Consider the following 23,488-nt stretch of genomic DNA (forward strand, 5'->3'; position numbering starts at 1 on the left):
GTCCGAAATTTGCCTACAAATTTCGGACAGCCCTCAACTTATAAGGATGATTCGGGGGACGTCGGGTGGAAGCAGCTCAAAGGTCCGGAAATCTGCGTGTAGAGCGCTTTGGTCTAAACACCAAAGGCCGCGATCTCGCCGTTGGCGACATTCACGGCCATTTCGGCCGGCTTGAAGCCGCGCTTGCCGCAGCCCGGTTTTCCCCCGAGCATGACCGCTTGTTCGCCGTCGGCGATCTCGTCGATCGCGGGCCAGAGTCCCCCGAGGTGCTGGCTTGGCTGGAGCGCCCCTGGTTTCACGCGATCTGCGGGAATCACGACCTCATGACGTGGCGGCGCGCCATGAACAACCCCATTCCCGACGTGGATCATCGCCTCCATGGCGGGGAATGGCTGGACGCGTGCGATGGCGACACCCAGGTCCGCATCGCTACATGCCTGAATGCCTTGCCGTTGGCCATCGAGGTGGAAACGCCGGGCGGTGTCGTCGGTCTGGTGCATGCCGACTTTCCCTATGACGATTGGCAAGCCATTCATGGCGCCGGCTTCAGTCTGGACGATGAAGACGCGTGCCTGTGGTCCATCGACCGCTATCGAACGCAATATGCCAAACCTGTCCGAAACGTCCGTGCGGTGGTCCACGGACACATGACGCTGCGCAAGCCGGCGCAGTTGGGCAATGTGTATTACATCGACACGGGAGGTTGGCAGGACGGGGGGCGGTTCACGCTGCTGGATCTGCACACGTTGAAGCCTTGCCGGTGAAACGGCCTAGCGCCGTCGCGCTTGCCGTTCCGTAGGCGGGCTGTAGGTTCCACCTACGGGCCGTAGAGATCCTGCCCGTAGAAACAAAAAAGCCTTGGCACACAAAGTGTCCAAGGCTTTTCCGTCTGGAATTTGGTGGAGCGGAGGAGGATCGAACTCCCGACCTTCGCATTGCGAACGCGACGCTCTCCCAGCTGAGCTACCGCCCCAAATCAAGCAAGACCAGAAATATACAGGAATTCCCCCCGGCTGCGCAACACGCGCCGGCGCCGATATTTTTCAGACAAATGCGAGCGTGGCGATGACCGGCGCGTGGTCCGACGGTTGCTCGTTGCGGCGGGGTTCTTTGTCGATCACGCAGGCGGTGCAACGCTTGACCAAGGGGGCGGACAGCAGCACGTGGTCGATGCGCAGGCCGGCGTTGCGGCGGAACGCGAATTGGCGGTAATCCCACCACGTGAACGACTTTTCCGGCTGCTCGAACAGGCGGAACGAGTCGGTCAGGCCCACGTCGATCAGCGAGCGCAAGGCCTGGCGTTCGGGTTCGGACACGAGGACCTGGCCTTCCCACTTTTCGGGGTTATGCACGTCTTCGTCGGCGGGCGCGACGTTGTAGTCGCCCAGCACGGCCAGGCGGGGGAATTGCTTGATCTCTTCAGCCAGCCATTTGCGCATGGCTTCAAACCATTCCAGCTTGTACGCGTACTTGTCGGACCCGACCGACTGGCCATTGGGGCAATAGGCGCACACGACGCGCACGTCGCCTTCGGGGCTGGGGAGGGTCAGGGCCAGGACGCGCTGCTGCGGGTCTTCAAAGCCGGGGATGTTGCGCACCATCGTCGTGCCGGGCACGCGGGAAATGATGGCGACGCCGTTGTAGGTTTTCTGGCCGGCCCACACAGCGTGGTAGCCGGCTTCCTTGAATGCCGCCTCGGGGAACTTGTCGTCGGTGAGCTTGAGTTCCTGGATGCACAGCACGTCGACGGGATTGGCGGCGAGCCAGTCGAGGACCTGTTGCAGGCGCACATTCAGGGAGTTGACGTTCCAGGTGGCGAGTTTCATGTTTTGTTCAGATGTTTGTTTACGCGGCTCTCGCGGCATCGCGTCGGCGTGACGGGCCGATGGCTTCAAATCCGGCTTCGATGGTGTCGTTGAAACGAGAGCAATTCGGGGGGGCGAGGCCGCCCCATGCAGATGCGGAATGATACCGCGCCGCCATGACGCGCTTTTTTGCCCGGCCTGCGCATATTGGGTGTCTGACACCCGCGGGAGGCGATCGCCAGTTCGGGGCAGCGTCTCATTGGGGTGTCAGACACCGGCCAACGAAGCGCCACCGCCGCGCAAGGTGTCTGACACCCGCAAGAAAAAACCCCGATTCCTGCGAATCGGGGTTTTGGCTTTTGCTATTCGCTGATGTGATTGAACTCAACCGATCCCGGCTCGATTCCGCCGCGCCGCAGCCGGCCGTCGACATCTTCCGGATTTCCGCCCGCCGCGTCCGCCGCCGGCAGGTCCAGCCAATTCGCCAGTTCCTGCTTTGCCTGCTGCGTCTCGGATATCCCGCCATTGACCAGCGCCACGCCGTCGCTGCCGTCGAGCTTTCGATAACTGATCTGTGTCTTCATCTTGCCTCCTGGGTTGCGGTGGATTTGCCGGTCCACCGTAACACACGACGCATTAGCGTCATCCGGGGGGCTTCCCGGATGCGGCGATCAACCCTTCACCAGTCCGCCGTCGACAATCAGGTTCTGCCCGGTCACCGCGCGCGACCAGGGGCTGGCGAAGAACAGCACGGCATCCGCAAATTGCTCTGGCGTGGTGACTTCGCGCAGCGGGGTGCCGGCGGCGATCATCTCGAAGACGGCGTCGGGGGTGGCGGCCGAGGCGTCGGTGGTGCGCAGCAGGCCGCCGGACACCATGTTGACGGTGATGCCGTCCGCGCCCAGTTCGTGGGACAGCGTGCGGGTGAAGGCGAGCAGTGCGGCTTTGGCAGCGGTGTAGTCGTGGTACGGCACGACCGGGTTCTGGACCAGGTTGGTGCCGACGTTGATGATGCGGCCGCCGCCGGCGGCGCGCATGCCGGGCAGGGCGGCCTGCGTGGTGTTGAGCGCCGCGCGCACGCTGCCTTCGATCTGGGCGTTCATCTGCGCCCAGTCCAGCGTGTCGGCGTGAGGGCGGGCGTCGCCGTTGAACTGGAAAGCGGGCAGGGCGTTGTTGACGATGGTGCTGACCGGCTGGCCAAAGTGCTGGCTGGCGCGGGCGACCAGGGCGGCGACGGCGGCGGGGTCGCGCACGTCGGCTTGCACGGCCAGGGCGCGGTCCGGGGCGGAAGCCGCCAGAGCCTCGGCGCGCTCTGCGCTGTTCAGATAGTTGATGACGACCTTGGCGCCTTCACGCAGGAAGGCCTGCGCGATGGCGGCGCCCAGGCCGCGGCTGGCGCCGGTGACGATGACGAGTTGCTGGTTCAGGTTCAGTTGCGGGCGTTGCGATGACATGGGGTACGGCTTCCTGCTCAATGTTCCGAGCCGCTGTTGAGCATGCGGCTGCGGGCTTTTTCGATATGGGCGCGCATGACGTTGCGCGCGCCCTCGGCATCCTGATCGCGGATCAGTCTGTAGATGTGGCGGTGTTCGTCGATGGCGGCGCGCGTGCGCTTCCAGGGTTCGCTGTGGACCAGATGGCGCATGACGTTCACGGCGTGGCTCACGTCGTATTCCAGGGACTTGAGCACCTGCACGAAGCGCTGGTTGCCCGTGGCCGTGGCAATGGCGCGGTGAAAGCCATAGTCGTGATGGTGCGCGATGGCGCCGGACGCGTCGGCCTCTTCGTAGCCGGTCAGCATGCGGTCCATTTCCTGCAGGTCTTCGGGTGTGCGGCGCAGTGCGGCCAGGTGCGCGCATTCGGGCTCGATCACCATGCGCAGTTCCAGGCCTTCCAGGATGTGGCCCACGCGGCGCGCGGGGTCCACGGCGGGCATGCCGCCCATCAGGTCCGGTTTGGACTTCACGTAGGAGCCCGATCCGCGGATCGAGTCCACGAGCTGGTCTTCACGCAGCCGGTCCAGCGCCTGGCGCACGACGGGCCGCGACACTTCAAAGAGCGCGGCCAGTTCCAGTTCGGTCGGCAGCTTGTTGCCGGGGGCAATCTTGCCGGTGGCGATCGCATAGAACAGGCTTTCGTAGACGCGCTCGGCAAAGCGCTCGGCGCGGACATAGCCCAGGCCTGACGCCACCTCGGCCAGCACGTCCAGTTCGGGACGGGGGCGGGCAGCCGCGGCCAGCAGCGATTCAAGCTGCGGGTCACGTACGTTGCTCATCGGGCGCTCCTTCAAGTAGGGACAGGTTGTCATGCGGCATGACTAACCGTTGGGCCGCTAAGCCCCTGAAATATTAGGGATAACCCGATCATCCAGAAAAATATCCTGAAGGTTGGGATTAAAGCTGTCATTTCAATTGACAAGTTGCGGAGGCCTCCCGTACCTTGCCATTCAAACCACAACGCCCGCGCGCACGACGCGCCGGCGGCGCGGCCAGCCCAGCTGCCGGCAAGCGCACCGAGACATGCAGCTTCCCCCAACCGGCCGTTCGGCCGCTACTTTACTCCGCACATCGTGACTCAGAAGAACTTTATCGCCAACCAATGGGTGGCCGCGGCCACCGGTGAAACCATTCCCGTCCTGAACCCGTCCGATGGCAAGCCTTTCGAGGAACTGGCCCGCTCGAACGAGGCCGACGTGGACCGTGCCGTGCAGGCCGCGCGCCAGGCGTTCGAAGGCGAGTGGGGCCAGATGGCGCCCGCCGTCCGCAGCCGCCTGCTGATGAAGATTGCCTTTGCGCTGCTGGACCGCCAGGAGGAACTGGCGCAGCTGGAATCGGCCGACACGGGCAAGCCCATCAAGCAGGCGCGCGCCGATGCCGCCGCCGTGGCGCGCTATTTCGAGTTCTATGCCGGCGCGGTCGACAAGCTGCATGGCGAGACCATTCCCTACACCCCGGGCTTTACCGTGCTGACGGTGCGCGAGCCGCATGGCGTCACCGGCCACATCGTGCCGTGGAACTACCCCCTGCAGATCTTCGGCCGCAGCGTCGGCGCGGCGCTGGCGGCGGGCAACGCGTGCGTGGTCAAGCCCGCTGAAGATGCCTGCCTGTCGCTCCTGAAGCTGGCCGAGATCGCCGCCGAAGTCGGCCTGCCCGCCGGCGCGCTGAACATCGTCACGGGCTACGGCCATGAGGCCGGCGCTGCGCTGTCCGCGCATCCGGGCATCGACCACATCTCGTTCACGGGCTCGCCGCAGACCGGCAAGATGGTCGCGCACGCCGCTGCCGAGAACCACGTGCCCGTCACGCTGGAACTGGGCGGCAAGTCGCCGCAGATCGTGTTCGACGACGCCGACCTGGACGCCGCGATGCCGGTGCTGCTGGGCGCCATCATCCAGAACGCCGGCCAGACGTGCTCGGCCGGCAGCCGCGTGCTGATCCAGCGAGGCGTGTACGAAACCGTGCTCAAGCGCCTGTCGGACGCGTTTTCCGCGACGGTGACCGGACCGGCGGCGGCGGACCTGGATGTCGGTCCGCTGATCAACGCGCGCCAGCAGGACCGCGTGCGCGGCTTCCTGGCCGAAGCCGAGGCGCAAGGCATGAAGGTCGCCGCGCGCGGCAAGCTGAAGGACGGCACGCCCGAGGCCGGCTTCTATCAGACGCCCGTGCTGTTCCGCGATGTGCCGCCCGACAGCCGCCTGGCGCAAGAAGAAGTCTTCGGCCCGGTACTGGCCGCCATGGTGTTCGACACCGAGGAAGAAGCCCTGGAAATCGCCAACGGCACGCTGTATGGCCTGGTGGCGGGCGTGTGGACGCGCGACGGCGGCCGCCAGATGCGCTTGGCCCGCAAGCTGCGCGCCGGCCAGGTGTTCGTCAACAACTACGGCGCGGGCGGCGGCGTGGAACTGCCGTTCGGCGGTTCGCGCCAGTCGGGCTACGGCCGCGAGAAGGGCTTTGAGGCGCTGTACGGCTTCACCAGCCTGAAGACCATCGCGATCCGCCACTGATCCCGGCGCGGGGGCGGCGCGTCCGCGCAATGACCCGGGCAATGGCCCGGGCAGCGGCCCCCAGCAAGGACCCGAACAAAATATCGGTTAACGTTGATGTTTTGCTTCCGGGGCCTGCCGCCCCGCATTCAGGATCCGTATGTTCACCGGTATTGTTCAAGGCACCGCGAAGATCGCAAAGATCGCCGATCGCGAAGGCCTGCGCACCTTCACGCTGGATTTCCCCCCTGGTTTCTGCACTGACCTGGCCATCGGCGCCAGCGTGTCGACGGACGGCGTCTGCCTGACCGTCACGGAAATCCTGTCCGAAAACCAAGCCACGTTCGACGTCATGCTGCAAAGCCTGGCGATCACCACGCTCGGCAGTTATGGCGAGGGCGACAGCGCGAATGTAGAGCGGGCGGCCAAGGACGGCGCCGAGATCGGCGGCCATCCGTTGTCGGGCCACGTGGACTTCACGTCGCAGGTGCTGATGGTGAAGTCGTCGGACACCAATCGCCTGATGCGCTTCAGCATTCCCGAGGCCTTCCGCAAATACGTGTTCGCCAAGGGCTATATCGCCATCAACGGCGCCAGCCTGACCGTGTCGGAAGTGAACCGCGCCGAAGGCTGGTTCGAGGTCTGGCTGATTCCCGAGACGCGCCGCATGACGGTCTTCGAGGACAAGCAGGTGGGCGACGCGGTCAACATCGAGATCGAGCGCAGCACGCAGGTCATCGTCGATACCGTGCGCGAGACCGTTCAGGAAAGCCTGGGCAAGCTGCAACCGCTGCTGGAGGCGATCCTGAAGGAAAAGGGACTGACGCTGGAAGACTTCGTCAGCCCGCAGGGCAAGCTGAAGTAGTACCGCTTGATGGCGGCCACGATGGCCGCCTTCGTCAATATGGCCGGCGCCTTTGCGCCGGCCATGCCGTTTTTACGCCGCCGCGAACGGCCGCCCCTGCGGCCGCACCCGCATCCCGGGCGCCAGACGCGTCCACGGCAGATCCGCCGGATCGGCCTGCATCGGGCCGGGCGCCTTGGCCACCAGCACCTCGTGCGCGATGGGCTGGAAGTCGGCCCGGAAATGCACCGAACTTTTCACCACCAATATCCCCATTTCCTCGGGCTGCACGCCGCCGACGCGGAACAGGTTGCGGTCCAGCATCTGCGCCTTGCCGGCGCTGACCACCACCCGCACGCCGCCGATCCGCAGCGTGGCCGTCCCGCCCAGGTCGACGTCCATGCCGTTCATCATCGGTCCGTCAAAGCGCAGCTTGCCATCGGATAGCGTCTCGACCACGAATTCGCCTTCAAAGGCCGCGTCGCCCGTGACGCCGGACTGACCGCCCAGCTTGAGCGCGACGGTCGCGCCGACGCCTGCCGCTGTTGCCTGACGCACCACGTCGGGGTCGTACAGCAAGCCCAACGCCGCGTTCTGCGCGTCCGCTTCCACCAGCGCGCGCAGCATGCCGGTGGTGTTGGCGTCACCGCCCGCGCCGGGGTTGTCCTGCGTGTCCGCAATGACGATGGGCCGCGTCGCTTCCGCGGCCAGGGCCTGCGCGCGGCGCACCGCCTCGGCCGGTTCCAGAAAGTCCGGCGACCACTCGGGTTCCAGCGCCAGCACGCGCGCATACAGCGATTCCGTGACCTGCTCGACCGCTGCGGCGTCCGTGCCGTAGGCCCACACCACCGGCCCGCACTCCGGGAAATCCGCGGCGGGAAAGCCCGGCGCGAAGGATACGGAGGCGACGCCGGGCGTCTGTTCCAGTTCGCCCAGTAAGGCATACACGCCCTGCGAGGGTTCGAGCATCGTGCACATGCCGTTGATGGGAATCAGGAAGGGCAAGCGGCGTTCGCTGCGGGTCCATTTGCCGCCGGCCTGCATGCGCGCCATGAGCAGCCGCGCGGCCAGCACGCCGGTGTCGGCCATGTCCACGTGCGGATACGTGCGAAACGCCACCAGGCCGTCGGCGCTATGCAGCATCTGCGCGGTGACATTCGCGTGCAGATCCAGGCTGGCGACCACCGGCACGTCCGATCCCACGATCTCGCGCACGCGGGCCAGCAGTTCGCCTTCGCCATCGTCCAGATGTTCCGTAACCATCGCGCCGTGCAAGTCCAGATAGATGGCGTCAAAGCCGCCCGCCCGCACCGCGTCCAGGATCTCGCCGGCGATGCGTTCGTAAGCGTCGCGCGTCACATGGGCAGACGGGCTGGCGCCTGCCCAGATCACGGTCTGCACGGTGTGGCCTTCCGCGGCCACCGCGTTGATGAAGCCGCCGGCCGGAATGTTGACCTCGCGTAGAGCCATCATGTCCGCGCCCCGCACCATCGCGGGAAAACCTTCGCCGCGCACGAAGTTGTCGTAGCCCGCCTTGGAGGGCGCGAAGGTGTTGGTCTCGTGCTGGAAGCCAGCAACCAGGATGTGCATGAGCGTATTTCCTTGCCGATGAGAGGAGGGTAATTCGAGCGTGCGGAAATTATTGGGGGCGGCGCTGCGATCGGCAATACCGATGTCCGCGGCACAACGCGCCAACGCCTCGACGAGCCCGCCATCGCGGGAAATCCCTGATGCATCGCGCGTTGCGTGCCCCGAAGTTGCTCGCTTAGAATATTTTTATGAACTACATCGGTATTGCTAAACAATACCTAAAAAGTAGGCGGCAAAAGCAGGGCATCGAATCGGATGCGGGCTATCGCGCCGGCCACCCAGGCGCATCAAGGTTGCAGGGAAGTCATGCGGACAGACGAGTACGAAGGGCAGGACGGATTGGCGTTGGCGGGGCTGCTGGCGCGCGGACAGGTGACGCCGGCCGAGCTGATGGAATGCGCATTGCAGTTGGCTGAAGAACGCGGCGCGCCATTGAACGCGCTGACCTACGTGCAGCCTGAAACGGGCCGTAAATTGGCCGGCGGCTGGACCGAGCGCGGCCTGTTCCGCGGCATCCCGTTTCTGCTCAAGGATTCGGGTCTGCCGAGCGTGCGCTTTCCGTCCAGCCTGGGTTCGGCGCTGTTCGACGACACGGAATACGCGTTCGACGCGACGCTGGCCCAGCGCTTCGAAGCGTCGGGACTGATCCCGTTCGCACGGACCACGGTATCGGAACTGTGCATGGGACCGTCCACCGAGGCGCGCCGCAACGGCGGCGCCACGCTGAACCCGCGGGCGCTGGACCGGTCGGTCGGCGGTTCCAGCGGCGGCGCCGCGGTTGCAGTGGCGGCAGGCATCGTGCCGGTGGCACACGGCAGCGATGGTGGCGGGTCGATCCGCATCCCAGCTGCCTGCTGCGGCGTGTTTGGCTTAAAGCCCAGCCGCGGACGCGTGCCGATGGGTCCGGCGCGCGGCGAAGGGTGGGGCGGCATGGCCTGCGAAGGCGTGCTAACGCGCAGCGTGCGCGATACGGCGGCGGCGATGGACGGGATCAGCGGCTATGCGCCGGGGTCGCCCTACGCCGCGCCGCCCGCGCCGGGCTCGTATCTGGATTCGGTGCGCGAGCAACGCCGCGAGCCCCTGCGCATCGCCGTGTGGCGCCAGGCCTGGAACGGCATCCCCATCGCGCCGGAATGCCTGGCCGCCGTCGAACGCACGGCCCGCCTGTGCCGGGAACTGGGACACGAGGTCGTCGACGCGCCGTTGCCGGACCTGGACTATTCGGGATTCGTCCGTGCCCACGGCACCGTGCTGGCCACGAACATCGTGCTGGCCGTGCAGGCACGCCTGGCAATCCGCGGCCGCGAGCTGCGCGACGACGACCTGGAGCCGGTCATCCGCGACGGCCTGTCGGTGGGCCGCGAACTGACCGCCACGCAATACGTGGATTCGATCAACCGCTTCCATGCGATCGGCCGCGCGATCGAGTCGGCCATGACGGACGTCGATCTGGTGCTGACGCCCACGCTGGCGCAACTGCCCGCCAAGCTGGGCGACCTGGCGCTAGAGGGCGAATTCTGGGCGTTCCGCGAAAAGGTGTCGCGCTATGCGACCTTCCTGGCGGTGATCAACGCCTCGGGCCAGCCGGCGGCCAGCCTGCCGCTGGACTGGACGGAATCAGGGGTACCGGTGGCCAGCCAGCTCATCGGGCACTTCGGACGCGAGGACCAGATCCTGCGCCTGGCGGCCGAGCTGGAACGCGCCGCGCCCTGGACGGGGCGGCAGATCCTGCTGCCCTGATCCGCATCAAGGCCCGCCGGCACGCCGCCGGCGCCGGACCAAACCATAAAGGGGAAGTAATGAAGCGATCCTTTCTGTTTTCCGCAGCACTGTTCCTGGCCGCAGCCGCGCCGCTGGCCGCCGTGCCCGCCGCCAGCCAGGCCGAGACCACCGCCAGGTTCGTGATGCACGCGCCGCTGCGCGTGCTGGACCCGATCCTCACGTCGGCCTACGTCACCCGCAACCACGGCTATCTGGTCTACGACACGTTGTTCTCGATGGACGCGTCAGGCCGTCCGCAGCCGCAGATGGTGGAGTCGTGGACGGTGTCCGAAGACGGCATGAACTATGTCTTCAAATTGCGCCCCGGACTGGTGTTCCATGACGGCGCGCCGGTCACGGCTGAAGACGTGGTCGCGTCCCTGCAGCGCTGGCAGGCGGGCGACGCGACGATCGGCAACCGCCTGAAGAACGCCACCGCCGAACTCGCCGCGACGGGCGCCGACACCTTCACGCTCAAGCTCAAGGCGCCCTACGGACTGGTGCTGGAATCGCTGGCCAAGGAAAGCTCGCCGGTGCCGTTCATCATGCCCAAGCGCATCGCCTCCGCGCCGGCCTCGCAGGCGATCAGCGAGACGATCGGATCGGGCCCCTACAAGTTCGTGCAGGCTGATTTCCAGGCCGGCGTGAAAGCCACCTATATAAAGTTCGACGGCTACGTGCCGCGCAAAGAGCCGGCCAGTGCGTTCGCGGGCGGCAAGGTCGTCACGGTGGACCGGCTGGAACTCCTGAACATCCCCGACAGCCAGACCGCGGTGAACGCGCTGCGCAACGGCGAGATCGACTTCCTGGAGGACGTGCCGCCCGACCTGATGCCGCAGTTGAAGGACGCCAAGGGCATCGCGCTCAAGTCCTACGGCAAGAACTCCAACATGTTCACCTTGCGGATGAACTGGCTGCAGGCGCCGTTCAATAACGTGAAGGTGCGCCGCGCGGCGCTGGCCGCCCTGTATGAAGCGGACTACCTGGACGCGCAGATCGGCGATCCGGACGTCTACCAGGTGTGCGGGGCGGTGCTGACCTGCGTGTCGCCCTACGCGTCCGAAGAAGGCGCCACGCAGATCAACCCGCCGGACCTGGCAAACGCCCGCAAGCTGCTGAAGGAAAGCGGCTACGCCGGCGAAAAGGTGGTGGTGCTGCATCCGACCGACCTGCCCATCTTCGCCAACATCGCGCCCGTCACGGCGCAGGCGCTGCGCAGCATCGGCATGAACGTCGAGATCCAGTCGATGGACTGGGCCACGCTGCTCAGCCGCCGCAGCAAGAAAGAGGGCGTGGATCAGGGCGGCTGGAGCATCTTCCAGTCCAACATGTCCAGCCTGGATCTGATCTCTGCGGTGGGCAATCCCAACCTGGACGGGCGCGCGGATTCCACGTACCCCGGCTGGACGCACGACGCCGTCATGGACGAGCTGCGCAGCCGCTTCGCCGCCGCGCGCACCGAGGACGAACGCCGCGAACTGGCCCAGGCCATCCAGCGCCGCAACTATGAACAGGTGATGTACGTGCCGCTGGGCGGGTACTCCAAGTTCAAGGGCTACAACGCCAAGTTCGCGGACATGGTCGATGCGCCGATTCCGCTCTTCTGGACCTCGCCCAAGTAGCGGGAAGGGATCTCCATCATGCTCAATCTGATCTTCAAGCGCGTGCTGGCCGCCATCCCCGTGATGCTGGTGGTGGCCACCGTGGTGTTCCTGCTGTTGCGGCTGGCGCCGGGCGACCCCGCCCGCGTCATCGCCGGCGACATGGCCAGCGAGGAAGCCGTGGCGCAGGTCCGCGCCGAGATGGGCCTGGACCGCCCGCTGCCCACGCAATACGCCCTGGCGATGGGCGCGCTGCTCCAAGGCGACCTGGGTTCCTCGATCATTTCTAAGGACCCGGTGACCACGCTGATCGGCCAGCGGCTGGGGCCGACGATGGCGCTGGCCATCTGCGCGATCCTGCTCACCATCTTTGCCGCGATTCCGCTGGGCGTGTTTTCGGCGTGGTGGCACAAGGGGCTGTTCGACCGCGTCACGCTGGCGGTCACGGTGCTGGCGTTTTCGGTGCCGGCGTTCGTGGTGGGCTATCTGCTGATCCTGGCGTTCTCGGTGAAGCTGAACTGGTTTCCGGTGCAGGGCTACGCGGGGTTGGCGTCGGGGTTCGGGACGTTTCTGTACCACATGGCGTTGCCCACCATCACGCTGGCAACGGTGTTCGTGGCGCTGATCACCCGCATCACGCGCGGCAGCATGCTGGAAGTGCTGGGCGAAGACTTCGTGCGCACGGCACGCGCCAAGGGTGTGCCCGAACGCTACGTGCTGTACCGCCACGCCCTGCGCAACGCCGCGGTGCCCATCGTCACCGTCATCGGGCTGGCGCTCACCACGCTGATCAGCGGGGTGGTCGTCACCGAGACCATCTTCAACATCCCCGGCGTGGGACGCCTGATCGTCGACGCCGTGCTGGCGCGCGACTATCCGGTGGTGCAGGGCACGATCCTGTTCTTCTCGTTCGTGTATGTCTTCATCAACCTGGCGATCGACCTGCTGTATGTCGTGCTCGATCCGCGCATCCGCTACTGAGGCCGGACATGACCACAACTGCTCTGGATCGTCCCCGTTCCTTCTGGCCCGCGCTGACGCGCGATCCCATGATGTTCACCGGGTTGGCGCTGCTGGTGGCGCTGGTGGGGCTGGCCATGCTGGCGCCGCTGATCACCTGGCATGACCCCGCCGCGCTGGCGCCCCGCATGCGGCTCAAGCCGGTCAGCGCCGAATACTGGCTGGGCACCGATTCGCTGGGCCGCGACCTGTTCTCCCGCGTGCTGTACGGCGGACGGCTGTCGATCACGCTGGCGGCGCTGGTCAGCGTGATCTCGGTGTGCGCCGGGCTGCTGCTGGGCCTTCTGGCAGGCTATTTCCGCCAGCTGGACGCGGTGGTGATGCGCATCATCGACGGCATCATGGCCATCCCAGGCCTGCTGCTGGCCATCGCCATGGTGGCGCTGGGCGGCGCGACCATTCCCACGATGGTGACGGCCATCGCCATCCCCGAGATTCCGCGTGTGGCGCGGCTGGTGCGCAGCGTGGTGCTGTCGGTGCGCGAAGAACCTTACGTCGAAGCGTCGCTGGGCATGGGCACGGCGACCTGGCGCGTGCTGTGGCGCCATGTCCTGCCCAGCACGATCAACCCGCTGGTGGTGCAGGCCACGTTCATCTGCGCCTCGGCCATTCTGATCGAAGCCGTGCTGGGCTTCCTGGGCCTGGGCTTTCCGCCCGAGATCCCCAGCCTGGGCAGCATCATTTCCGAGGGCCGCCCGTTCTTCCAGCGCGCGCCGTGGATCGTCCTGTTTCCGGGCGTCTTCCTGGCGCTGCTGATCCTGTCCGTGAACCTGTTCGGCGACGCGCTGCGTGATCGCCTGGACCCGCGCATGGCGCGCCAACGCAAGGGTTGAAGCCGATGTCCTCACCTCCCATTCTGGAAATCCGCGACCTGAAGGTCAGCCTGCCCGGCGCCGGCGACCGGCGTTACGCCGCCGAGGGCATCGCGCTCACCGTCAGCCCGCGCGAAATCGTGTGCATCGTCGGCGAATCGGGCTCAGGCAAGTCCGTCACGGCCAGCGCGGTGATGGGCCTCTTGCCCAAGAACGTGCTCAAGCTGGAGAGCGGGCAGATTCTGCTGTCCGGCCGCGACATTACGCACGCCTCGTTGGCTGAGCTGCGCGCGCTGCGCGGCGACCGGATGGCCATGATCTTTCAGGAGCCCATGACGGCCCTGAACCCGCTGATGCAGGTAGGCGATCAGATCGCCGAGATCTTCCAGTTCCACGGCCCGTCGCTGTCGCGCCGCGAGGTCGACCAGCGCGTGCTGGCGCTGCTGACCGACATGCGGCTGCCTTCTCCCGAAACCCTGCGCCACGCCTTTCCGCACCAGTTGTCGGGTGGGCAGCGCCAGCGGGTGATGATCGCGATGGCGCTGGCGATGGAGCCGGCGCTGATCATCGCCGACGAGCCGACCACCGCGCTGGACGTGACGTCGCAGGCGCAGGTGCTGCGGCTGCTGCACGGCCTGCGCGAGCGCCACGACACCGGCATCCTGTTCATCACGCACGACTTCGACGTGGTGGCCGAGATCGCGGACCGCGTGATCGTGATGCAGCACGGCCGCATCGTGGAGGCCGGCGCCGCCGCCGACGTGCTGGCGAATCCGCAGCATCCCTATACCCGCAAGCTGATCGACGCGGTGCCCAAGGGCAAGTTCGGCGCCGGTGCGCCGCTGGCCGAGGGCGACCCGGTCATTTCGGTCGAAAACCTGGGCATGCGCTTCGTGACGTCCAGCCTGTTCCGGTCCAAGCGGCGCGAGGTCAATGCGCTGGATGGCGTGTCGCTGTCGCTGGCGCGCGGCGAAACGCTGGGCATCGTCGGCGAATCCGGCTCGGGCAAGACGACGCTGGGCCGGTGCCTGGCGCACTTCGCGCGTCCCACGTCGGGCCGCATCGTCATGAACGGCGAGGACGTGTCGAATCTGTCGCGCGCGGCCTGGCGGCAGTGGTGCAAGCGTATCCAGATGGTGTTCCAGGATCCGTACCGGTCCTTCAACCCGCGCCTGACCATCGAGGCCACGCTGTCCGAGGGGCCGCTGAACTACGGCGAAGACCCGGCCCGCGTGCAGGCGCGGATGCGCGACATGCTGGCGCTGGTCAGCATCGATGCCAGCGCGCTCAAGCGCTATCCGCACGAATTTTCCGGCGGGCAGCGCCAGCGGATTTCGATCGCGCGGGCGCTGATGATGGAGCCCGAGATCCTGATCGCGGACGAGGCGGTGTCGGCGCTGGACGTGTCCGTGCAGGCGCAGATTCTGGATCTGCTCGAGCGGATCCGCGCGCAACTGAACCTGAGCATGATCTTCATCACCCACGACCTGCGCGTGGCCGCCCGGCTGTGCCATCGCATCGCCGTCATGCAGCGTGGCCGCGTCATGGAGATCGGCCCTGCCGAGCAGATCTTCACGCGGCCCGGAAGCAGCTACACCCAGGAACTGCTGGCCGCCATTCCCGGCAAGGACGGGTTGGGCAGCCGGCCCCCGGCCGGACTGGCATTGGCCGGCGCTTGAAGGAAACCCCGATGACACGCGTTGCCTTGTTGAGCCGATCGGCCAATCTTTCCTACTTTCAGCCTTTGTTGCAGGGACTGGCGCCCGAGCTGGACGTCGCCGTCTGGCCGGACCCGCGCAGCCTGCATGCCGACGTGGCGGTCTGCTGGAACCCGCCCGTGGGCGTGTACGACGACATGCCCAACCTGAAACTGATCCACAGCATCGCCGCCGGCGTGGACAACCTGCTGGACGGCCAGCGCACGCGCGGGCTGCCGGTCTGCCGCGTGGTCGATCCGCAGTTGGCCCAAGGCATGCTGCAGTATGTGCTGTGGTGCGTGCTGACGTTTCATCGCAAGCTGGACCTGGCGCTGTCGAACCAGCGTGCCGCGCGCTGGAGCCGGCCGCCGCAGACGCCGGCGTCGCAGTGCCGGATCGGCCTGATGGGCCTGGGCGAACTGGGCGGCGCCATTGCCGCCGTGCTGCCCGGAATGGGCTATCCGGTCAACGGCTGGTCGCGCACGCCGCGCAATATCGATGGCGTGCGCGTCTATGCCGGCGAGGACGCCTTTGACGATTTCCTGGCCAACACCGACGTGCTGGTGTGCCTGGTGCCGCTGACCGACGCTACGCGCGGCATCCTGAACCGCCGCACCTTCGACGCGCTGCCGCAAGGCGCGGCGGTGGTCAATTGCGGCCGGGGCGAACACCTGGTCGCGGCCGACCTGATCGACGCCCTGGCGCGCGGGCAACTGCGCGGGGCCGTGCTTGACGTGTTCGCGCAGGAACCGCTGGATCCCGCTGATCCGCTGTGGTCCACGCCCGGCGTGATCGTCACCCCGCACATGGCGACCATGCCGTCGCCGGGCACCGTGGCCGAGCAGGTCGTGGCCAACATCCGCCGGCTGGGGCAGGGCGAGTCCCTGGCCCACACAGTCGACCTGACGCGCGGTTATTGACGCCGCGATACCGCGTTTTCCGATTGCCAACCCAAGACGAGACATTCCATGCATTTCGAAGATCCCGCGTTCACCATTCCGACCGGCACGCCTGCGCCTCTGGACCCGCAGATCGCCGAATTCCTGCGGCGCATGGCGGCGGACGCGTCGCAGTATCCGCGCCGCGACACCCTGTCCATCGAACAGGGCCGCGCCAATGCCGAGAAGGTGCGCCTGCCGTGGGCCCAGGGCGGCCCGCAGATGGCGCGCACGATGGAACATCAGGTGGCCACGCGTCACGGGCCCGTGCGCGTGCGGGTCTATTACCCCGCAGAGCGCCGGCTGCCGGGCGCGTTCATGTACATCCACGGCGGCGGCTTCGTGCTGTTCAGCATCGACACGCATGACCGCGTGATGCGCGAATACGCCGAACGCGCCGGGGTCGTGGTGGTGGGGGTGGACTACACCCGCGCGCCCGAAGCCAAGTTCCCGCAGCCGCTGGAAGAGTGCGTGGACGTGCTGCGCTGGGTTGCCGCGTCGGCGGGCGAGCTGGACATCGATGCCGGCCAGATCTTCGTGGGCGGCGATTCGGCCGGGGCCAACCTGTCCATGGGCACGGCGCTGACGCTGCGCGATGAAGGCGTCCCGCTGATCAAGGGGCTGGTGCTGAACTACGGCGGCTTTGGCAGCAACCTGTTCCGCAATTCGGTCGTGCGCTACGGCGCCGGCGAATACGGCCTGTCGCTGCACATGATGATCTGGTTCCGCGGCATGCACATCCGCCACGGCAAGGACTTCTTCGATCCGCGCGTGGACATCCTGCGCGCCGACCTGAAAGGCCTGCCGCCGGCTTGGCTGGTGGTGACCGAATGCGATCCGCTGCATGACGACAGCATCGAACTGGAGCGCAAGCTGCGCGAGGCCGGCGTGGACGTCGCGTCGAAGGTGTATCCCGGCACCGCGCACAGCTTCCTGGAGGCCGTCTCCATTGCCGCGGTCGCGGGCGAAGCCTTCGACGACACGGCGCGCTGGCTGCACGCCAAGGCCTAGGGGGCGACATGTATACCCCGCCGGCCTATGCCGAAGCCGATAACGGCGTCCTGCACGCGTTCATGCGCGCGCACAGTTTCGCCACCCTGGTGACCGTGGGCGCGGCGGGCGCGAACGCCACGCACCTGCCGTTCCTGCTGCGCGACGATGGCGGGCGCGGAACGCTGGTCACCCATCTGGCGCGCGCGAATCCGCAGTGGCGCGACCTGCAGGACGGCGCGCAGGCGCTGGTGCTGTTCCAGGGCCCGCACGCGTTCATTTCGCCCAGCTGGTACGTGAATCAGCAGACCTTCCCGACGTGGAACTACACCGCCGTTCATGCGCGGGGCGCGCCGCGCCTGATCGAGGCGCCCGAGGCCATCCGTGCGGTGCTGGCGGAGACGGTGGCGTGCTACGACACGCCGCTGGGCGGCGAATGGCGCTTTCCGGACATGCCCGAGACCCTGACGGCCCCGCGCCTGAAGGCGATCGCGGCGCTGGAGATTCCAATTGCCGGGCTGGAAGGAAAGATGAAGCTGAACCAGGACAAGTCGGTGGCCGACCGCGTGGGCGTGATCCGCCAGCTGGAACGGCGCGGCGACGCGGGGAGCGTGGCGATAGCCCGGTTGATTCGCGCGCAGCCCGATCTTGCGGCTGGTCTTGCGGCGGGCCTTGCGGCGGATCTTGCGTCGGATCTCGCATCGGATTTGCCGGCAGATGTGGCGACCCACGTCGCCGGTCACGCGCCGAACAACGCCTGAAGAAACCGGAGCCTCATCATGCAAGAACCTACCGAAGCCCGCGTGCGCGACGAACTGGCGGCCCTGTACCGTCTGGTCGCGTACTTTCGCATGACCGATCTGATCGACACCCACATCAGCGCGCGGGTGCCGGGCACCAAACACCATTTCCTCATCAACCGCTACGGCGTGCTGTTTCACGAAATGCGCCCGCAGGACCTGGTGAAGATCGACCTGGACGGCAATCCGGTCGATCCCGGCGACGCCGACAGCCAGCTGGTCAACGCCGCCGGCTTCACCATTCATTCGGCGGTGCATGCCGCGCGCCACGATCTGGCGTGCGTGGTGCATACGCATACCGCCGACGGCATCGCCGTGGCGTGCCAGCGCGATGGCCTGTTGCCGATCACGCAGCACGCGCTGCGCTTCTACAACCGGTTGGGCTATCACGATTACCAGGGCATCGCGCTGGACCTGGAAGAGCGCGAGAGCCTGGTCGCCAGCCTTGGCCGGCATAAGGCCATGATCCTGCGCAACCACGGCCTGCTCGCGGCCGGATCGTCGGTGGCGGAGGCCTTCGTCAACATCTATTACCTGGAGCGCGCCTGCCAGGCGCAGGTCAAGGCCCAATCGGCCGGCGCGCCGCTGGTATTCCCGTCGGAGGCGGTGTGCGAACGCACCGCGAGCCAGTTTGAACGGCCCACCGCCTCGATCTACACGCAGCGGGTATGGACCGCCGCGCGGCGCCTGCTGGAGCCGGACCTGGAGACAATCGAATGAAAGACAGCCTGACGACACCCCGCGCCGCATTGGCCGGTCCGCAATTCCTGCATACACCCGGCCCGACGCATGTGCCGGATGCGGTGCGCGAGGCCATGGGCCGCCAATGCATGGATCTGTCCGATCCGCGGCTGGCCGAGCTGGTCGCAGATTGCGAGGCGGGCCTTGCCCGCCTGCTGGGCACCCGGCACGCGGACGTCCTGATGTATGCCGCCAACGGCCACGGCGCCTGGGAAGCCACCATTGCCAATCTGGTCGCGCCCGGCGCGCAGGTGCTGGTGGCGGGGAGCGGCCATTTCGCGGAAGCGTGGGCCGTGCATGCCGAGGCGATGGGCGCCACGGCCCTGCGCACGCCGACCCGCCCGGGACAGGCGCTGGATCCGGCCGCGATCGAGGCGGCGCTGCGCGCCGACACGGCGCACCGCATTGCCGCCGTCTTTGCCGTGCACACCGACACGGCCAGCGGCGTGACCAGCGACATTGCGGCGGTGCGCCGGGCCATGGACGCCAGCGGCCATCCGGCGCTGCTGGTGGCCGATGTAATCGCATCCTTGGGCGCCACGCCGTTCCGCATGGACGAGTGGGGCGTCAACGTGGCGATCGGCGCGTCGCAGAAGGCGCTGATGGGACCGCCGGGGCTGTCCTTCACCGCAGTGGACGCGCGCGCGATGCAGGCCGCGCAGGCCAATCCCACGCCGCGCGCCTATTGGGACTGGGCCAAGCGCAAGAGCGATCTGCTCTACCGCAAGTTTTGCGGCACGCCGCCGCAAAGTTTGCTGGCAGGCATGCGGGCAGCGCTGGATCTGATTGCGGCCGAAGGCGAGGAGGCCGTGTTTGCCCGGCATCGGCGCGTGGCGAATGCGGTGCATGCGGCGGTTAATGCGTGGTCGCAAGGCGGCGCGTTGAAGCTGTTCGTTGAAGACCCCGCGGCGCGCGCGGTGTCGGTCACGACCATTTCGGTCGCCGACGGCGTGGACGTCGAGGCGATGCGGACCGTTGCGCGCGAACGCTTCCACGTTGCGGTGGCGGGCGGGCTGGGGCCGCTTGCAGGACGGATGTTCCGCATCGGTCACCTGGGCGACGTGCATCCCGCCATGATCCTGGGCGCGCTGGGCGGGGTAGATGCCGCGCTGCGGGCGTGCGGGATTCCCGTGGGCGACGGGGCGCTGCAGGGGGCTGTGAAGGCGCTGCAGGAGTGAATCGCAAGACTGAAGCGCAGGACGGAATCGCACGACTGAAACACCAGACTGAAACGCAAGACTGATACGAAACCCTGAAACGGCTTTCAGACGCGGCCCGGACGCGGCCGCCATTTCTTCTTCACCTTGAATCGGGATAAGACGATGAGACAACGTGGTTTTGCGGCGGCCGCCCTGGCCGTCCTCGCGGTGGCGGTTCCCCTTTGCCCGGCCCAGGCCGAGCCGGTCAATGCCAAGGTGGTCATGCACGCGCCGTTGCGTGTGCTGGACCCCGTCCTGACCAATGCGTACATCACACGCAATCACGGGTACATGGTGTACGACACGCTGTTTTCGCTGGACGCGGCCTCGCGCCCGCAGCCGCAGATGGTCGAATCGTGGACGGTTTCGCCGGACCAGCTGACCTACGTGTTCACGTTGCGGCCAGGCCTGAAGTTCCACGACGGCGCGCCGGTCACCGGCGAAGACGTGGTGGCGTCGCTCAAGCGCTGGGCGCAGCGCGATCCCATCGGTTCGCGCCTGTCCGCCGTCACCCAAAGCATGGACAGCCCGTCGGCCGACACCTTCCGCATCGTGCTCACCAAGCCGTACGGACTGCTGCTGGACGCGTTGGCCAAACCGGGTTCGCCGGTGCCGTTCATCATGCCGCGGCGCATCGCGGCGACGCCGCCGTCCGAAGCCATCAAGGAAACCGTCGGCTCCGGCCCGTACAAGTTCGTGCAGGCCGAGTTCCAGGCGGGCGTGAAGGCCGCGTATGTGAAAAACGCGGACTACGTGCCGCGCAAGGAGCCCGCCAGCCGCTTTGCCGGGGGCAAGGTCGCCATGTTCGACCGGATCGACGTCGTCAACGTGCCGGACGCGCAGACCGCGGTGAACGCGCTGCGCCAGGGCGAAATCGACTTTGTCGAGAACGTGGCGCCCGACCTGCTGCCGCAACTGGATGGCGTGAAGACCCTGACGGTGCAAAGCTATGGCGACGCATCGGAAACCTACACGCTGCGCATGAACTGGAAGCAGCCGCCGCTGGACAACGTGAAGGTGCGCCGCGCCGTGCTGGCCGCGCTGTACCAGGCCGACTACCTGGATGCGTCGCTGGGGGATCCCGCCTATTACAAGCTGTGCGGCGCCATGTTGAGCTGCATCTCGGCCTACCAGACCGAAGCCGGCGCCACGCAGACCAAACCCGCCAATCTGGCGCAGGCGCGGGCGTTGCTCAAGGACAGCGGCTATGCCGGCGAGAAGATCGTCGTCCTGCATCCCACCGACGTGCGCAGCCTGTCCACGCTGGCGCCCGTCACCGCGCAGGCCCTGCGCAGTATCGGCATGAACGTGGAAGTGCAGTCGATGGACTGGGCCACGCTGCTGTCGCGGCGCAGCAAGGACGCGCCGCTGGCCGACGGCGGCTGGAGCATCTTCCATTCCAGCCTGACCAGCATGGACCTGCTCAACCCCATCGTGAACGCCAATCTGGATGGGCGGGGCGAGGGCGGTTATCCGGGCTGGACCCGGGACGACACCATCCAGCGCCTGCGCGCCGAGTTCGAGTCGGTGACGGGATTGGATGCGCAAAAGCGTGTCGCCGCCGAGATCCAGCAGCGCGCTTATGAACAGGTGATGTTCGTGCCGCTGGGCGGCTATTCGGAGTTCAAGGCCTACGACAAAAAGTTCGACGGCATGGTGGCCGCGCCGTTGCCGTTGTTCTGGCGGGGCAAGTAACGGGTCGGGGCGGCGGGCAGGGCGGTCAAGACAGGCCGACCTTGCCGCTCAGCCCCCGCGCCGCAGTCAGCAGCAGCGGCGAATAACGCCGCGCAAATTCCGCCGGCGAGGCCCATTCGGACACCAGCCCCGCGATCTGTATGGCTGCCACCGGCCGGTGGCGATGATCCAGGATGGCGGCGGCCAGGTTCAGCTCGCCCAGCATGCTTTCCTCGATGGCCGTCGCATAGCCGTCCTGGCGCGCCTGCTGAACCAGGCCCCGGATGCGGTCCGGTTCGTTGTCGGTCTTTGGCGTGCTTGGAATCGTGGCAAGCGGCATGTCCTTGGACCGCGCAAGGATGTCCTCGACTTCCTCTTCGGGCAGGTGGGACATGATGGCCCGGCCCCCGGCCGTCTGCACCATCGGCAGGGCGCGGCCGGCCAGCGTGCTGCTGAAAGTCTGACGCTTGGTCTGGCGGCGCAGCGCAAAAATGATGTACAGGTCGTCGAACAGGCTCAGTTCCACGCGTTCATTGGTTTCGCGCTGCATCTCGGCGATGAGCGGGGTGGCGCGTTCCAGCAGCGGCACGCTGCGCATGTAGTCAAAGCTGCGCTGCAGGATCTTCTTGCCCGGCGTATAGCCCTTGCCACCGGCGCCGCGTTCCAGATACCCCAGCGTGACCAGCGTGTGCGTCATGCGCTGCGTGGTGCTGCGGTCGAATCCCGTGATTTCCATGAGTTCGTTCATGCTCATGGTGGACGGGCGTTGGGCAAAGGCTTCCAGCAGTTCGAAGCCTTTGGCCAGGGATTGAACGAAGAGAGGGTCGGGACGACTCATGGGATTCGCAGAAAAGTGGGCGGTGGGCGTCCGCGGCGGGCGGGGGAATCAGGGATTTTATAAAGATTCTTAGGTATTTCCTAGAGATACTTGTGTGCTCGCAACCCGGCAACGGTTTCCTGAACGCAGGACCCGTGGCCTTGACATAGAATGGCCGCACCCCAGCGGTCATTTCGAGGTATCTATGTCGGTCGCATCCGATATCAAACTACGCCCGCTCGAACGCGGCGACCTGCACTTTGTGCACAAGATCAACAATAACGACGTCATCATGCGCTACTGGTTCGAAGAGCCCTACGAGGCCTATGACGAACTCGTGGCTCTGTACGACCGCCACCTGCATGACCAGAACGAGCGGCGTTTCATCATCGAGCACGACACCGGGCAGCCGGCCGGGCTGGTCGAACTGGTCGAGATCGATTACATCCACCGCCGCGCCGAATTCCAGATCATCATCGCGCCCAGCTACCAGGGCCGCGGCTACGCCAAGGCCGCCACGCGCATTGCGGTGGGCTACGCGTTCCGCGTGCTGAACCTGCACAAGGTGTATCTGGTGGTGGACAAGGACAATACCGCTGCCGTCCACGTGTACGAGCGCTGCGGCTTCCAGATCGAAGGCCTGCTCAAGGAAGAGTTCTTTTCCAACGGCGCGTACCGCGATGCCTATCGGATGGCGCTGTTGCAGCACGACCATCTGCGCGACGTGGGACCGGGCGCGCCGGATGCGCCCGTGCTGCGGGACTGGCCGCAGGAAGACCAGGCGGGCTGACGCCGCCTGCAAAGGCGAAGGCCGCGGCATCACACGCCGCGGCCTTCGCCGAACGAAACCTGAACCATCGCGCCGCCCTGCGCTTCATGCGCGAGGCGGCGTTTTACATCAGGGCTTGAAGAATGCCGTCGGCGTCATCAGGCGGTTTTCCTGGCTGATCAGGTAGCCGGCCTCGGCGCTTTTGGTCAGATAGGTCGCCCAGGCCGGATCCTTCTGCAGCGCCTGGCGCTTGGCTTCGCGGTCGGCGGCGCTGTCATAGACCCAGATGTGCATGTAGGTGTTGACGTTGCCCGTCTCGGTCTGCATGTAGGCGAGCGGCTTGCCCAGATGGCGGCTCTGCACCTCGTAGCCGTGTTCGGCATACAGCGCCAGGTGCTTCTTGATGGTGCCGGCGCGGCAGGTGTAGGTACGTACGTCGTAAAGCATG

At 66.6% G+C, this 23,488-nt stretch carries 22 protein-coding genes and 1 tRNA gene; 15 read left to right on the top strand and 8 right to left on the bottom strand.

The features are described 5' to 3' along the window. Positions 1 to 65: 65 nt before the first annotated feature. The gene (locus tag AB3147_RS10660; RefSeq protein ID WP_367351906.1) at positions 66 to 764 is read left to right on the top strand and encodes a metallophosphoesterase; all 699 of its coding nucleotides are present in this window, start codon (positions 66 to 68) and stop codon (positions 762 to 764) included. A gap of 133 nt (positions 765 to 897) precedes the next feature. On the opposite strand, the gene AB3147_RS10665 is transcribed toward AB3147_RS10660, so the two are convergent. From AB3147_RS10665 to AB3147_RS10685, 5 genes are all read right to left on the bottom strand, one after another. Further along, positions 898 to 973 (bottom strand) — tRNA-Ala (locus AB3147_RS10665). A 70-nt stretch (positions 974 to 1,043) separates the two neighbouring features. Next, a complete protein-coding gene (xth, locus tag AB3147_RS10670) occupies positions 1,044 to 1,826 on the bottom strand; it encodes an exodeoxyribonuclease III (protein ID WP_367351907.1) in 783 nt (260 codons plus the stop codon). Between the two features lie 341 nt (positions 1,827 to 2,167). Beyond that, complete coding sequence (locus AB3147_RS10675) at positions 2,168 to 2,389, bottom strand: hypothetical protein (protein ID WP_367351908.1); 222 nt, start codon at positions 2,387 to 2,389, stop codon at positions 2,168 to 2,170. A gap of 87 nt (positions 2,390 to 2,476) precedes the next feature. Then, positions 2,477 to 3,259: a 3-oxoacyl-ACP reductase gene (locus AB3147_RS10680; protein WP_367351909.1), complete on the bottom strand. Its 783-nt coding sequence runs from the start codon at positions 3,257 to 3,259 to the stop codon at positions 2,477 to 2,479. Positions 3,260 to 3,276: 17 nt separating this feature from the next. Further along, positions 3,277 to 4,080 carry a FadR/GntR family transcriptional regulator gene (locus AB3147_RS10685; RefSeq protein WP_367351910.1) on the bottom strand — a complete coding sequence of 268 codons (804 nt, stop codon included), beginning with the start codon at positions 4,078 to 4,080 and terminating at the stop codon, positions 3,277 to 3,279. Positions 4,081 to 4,371: 291 nt separating this feature from the next. Between AB3147_RS10685 and AB3147_RS10690 the strand changes: the two genes are divergently transcribed. Together AB3147_RS10690 and AB3147_RS10695 are read left to right on the top strand one after the other, a co-directional pair. Continuing rightward, positions 4,372 to 5,808: an aldehyde dehydrogenase family protein gene (locus AB3147_RS10690; RefSeq protein WP_175138979.1), complete on the top strand. Its 1,437-nt coding sequence runs from the start codon at positions 4,372 to 4,374 to the stop codon at positions 5,806 to 5,808. 139 nt (positions 5,809 to 5,947) lie between these two features. After that, the gene (locus AB3147_RS10695; RefSeq protein ID WP_056569982.1) at positions 5,948 to 6,652 is read left to right on the top strand and encodes a riboflavin synthase; all 705 of its coding nucleotides are present in this window, start codon (positions 5,948 to 5,950) and stop codon (positions 6,650 to 6,652) included. Positions 6,653 to 6,724: 72 nt separating this feature from the next. Here AB3147_RS10695 and AB3147_RS10700 read toward each other — a convergent pair whose 3' ends face one another. Next, positions 6,725 to 8,221: a M81 family metallopeptidase gene (locus AB3147_RS10700; protein WP_367351911.1), complete on the bottom strand. Its 1,497-nt coding sequence runs from the start codon at positions 8,219 to 8,221 to the stop codon at positions 6,725 to 6,727. A gap of 306 nt (positions 8,222 to 8,527) precedes the next feature. On the opposite strand from AB3147_RS10700, the gene AB3147_RS10705 reads away from it, so the two are divergent. The 11 genes from AB3147_RS10705 (at position 8,528) to AB3147_RS10755 (ending at position 21,475) form a co-directional block, all read left to right on the top strand. Next, positions 8,528 to 9,961, top strand: a complete 1,434-nt coding sequence (locus AB3147_RS10705; RefSeq protein WP_367351912.1) for an amidase — start codon at positions 8,528 to 8,530, stop codon at positions 9,959 to 9,961. Positions 9,962 to 10,020: 59 nt separating this feature from the next. Further along, positions 10,021 to 11,604 (top strand): ABC transporter substrate-binding protein, encoded by a 1,584-nt coding sequence (locus AB3147_RS10710; RefSeq protein WP_175138913.1) that lies wholly within the window; start codon positions 10,021 to 10,023, stop codon positions 11,602 to 11,604. 18 nt (positions 11,605 to 11,622) lie between these two features. Beyond that, complete coding sequence (locus AB3147_RS10715) at positions 11,623 to 12,564, top strand: ABC transporter permease (protein ID WP_175185139.1); 942 nt, start codon at positions 11,623 to 11,625, stop codon at positions 12,562 to 12,564. Positions 12,565 to 12,572: 8 nt separating this feature from the next. Further along, positions 12,573 to 13,436 (top strand): ABC transporter permease, encoded by an 864-nt coding sequence (locus AB3147_RS10720; protein ID WP_175138915.1) that lies wholly within the window; start codon positions 12,573 to 12,575, stop codon positions 13,434 to 13,436. A gap of 5 nt (positions 13,437 to 13,441) precedes the next feature. Next, complete coding sequence (locus tag AB3147_RS10725) at positions 13,442 to 15,094, top strand: ABC transporter ATP-binding protein (protein ID WP_239214445.1); 1,653 nt, start codon at positions 13,442 to 13,444, stop codon at positions 15,092 to 15,094. An 11-nt stretch (positions 15,095 to 15,105) separates the two neighbouring features. Further along, positions 15,106 to 16,032: a 2-hydroxyacid dehydrogenase gene (locus AB3147_RS10730; protein WP_367351913.1), complete on the top strand. Its 927-nt coding sequence runs from the start codon at positions 15,106 to 15,108 to the stop codon at positions 16,030 to 16,032. A 48-nt stretch (positions 16,033 to 16,080) separates the two neighbouring features. Next, complete coding sequence (locus tag AB3147_RS10735) at positions 16,081 to 17,061, top strand: alpha/beta hydrolase fold domain-containing protein (protein ID WP_367351914.1); 981 nt, start codon at positions 16,081 to 16,083, stop codon at positions 17,059 to 17,061. Between the two features lie 8 nt (positions 17,062 to 17,069). Next, positions 17,070 to 17,801: an FMN-binding negative transcriptional regulator gene (locus AB3147_RS10740; protein ID WP_367351915.1), complete on the top strand. Its 732-nt coding sequence runs from the start codon at positions 17,070 to 17,072 to the stop codon at positions 17,799 to 17,801. An 18-nt stretch (positions 17,802 to 17,819) separates the two neighbouring features. Next, complete coding sequence (locus tag AB3147_RS10745) at positions 17,820 to 18,560, top strand: class II aldolase/adducin family protein (RefSeq protein WP_367351916.1); 741 nt, start codon at positions 17,820 to 17,822, stop codon at positions 18,558 to 18,560. Next, positions 18,557 to 19,759, top strand: coding sequence for a pyridoxal-phosphate-dependent aminotransferase family protein (locus AB3147_RS10750; protein ID WP_246282979.1), 1,203 nt, complete (start codon positions 18,557 to 18,559; stop codon positions 19,757 to 19,759). Before AB3147_RS10745 ends, AB3147_RS10750 begins: the two co-directional genes overlap by 4 nt. A 144-nt stretch (positions 19,760 to 19,903) precedes the next feature. Beyond that, the gene (locus tag AB3147_RS10755) at positions 19,904 to 21,475 is read left to right on the top strand and encodes an ABC transporter substrate-binding protein (RefSeq protein ID WP_175138920.1); all 1,572 of its coding nucleotides are present in this window, start codon (positions 19,904 to 19,906) and stop codon (positions 21,473 to 21,475) included. A gap of 25 nt (positions 21,476 to 21,500) precedes the next feature. Here the strand turns inward: AB3147_RS10755 and AB3147_RS10760 are convergent, their stop codons facing one another. Further along, positions 21,501 to 22,292, bottom strand: a complete 792-nt coding sequence (locus AB3147_RS10760) for an IclR family transcriptional regulator (protein ID WP_367351917.1) — start codon at positions 22,290 to 22,292, stop codon at positions 21,501 to 21,503. 184 nt (positions 22,293 to 22,476) lie between these two features. On the opposite strand from AB3147_RS10760, the gene speG reads away from it, so the two are divergent. Further along, positions 22,477 to 23,061, top strand: coding sequence for a spermidine N1-acetyltransferase (gene speG / locus AB3147_RS10765; RefSeq protein WP_175124181.1), 585 nt, complete (start codon positions 22,477 to 22,479; stop codon positions 23,059 to 23,061). A gap of 108 nt (positions 23,062 to 23,169) precedes the next feature. Here the strand turns inward: speG and AB3147_RS10770 are convergent, their stop codons facing one another. Then, positions 23,170 to 23,487 carry an NIPSNAP family protein gene (locus tag AB3147_RS10770; protein WP_056316357.1) on the bottom strand — a complete coding sequence of 106 codons (318 nt, stop codon included), beginning with the start codon at positions 23,485 to 23,487 and terminating at the stop codon, positions 23,170 to 23,172. Position 23,488: the final 1 nt, after the last annotated feature.

It is taken from the genome of Achromobacter animicus, from assembly GCF_040775605.1.
Lineage (GTDB): Bacteria > Pseudomonadota > Gammaproteobacteria > Burkholderiales > Burkholderiaceae_B > Achromobacter > Achromobacter animicus.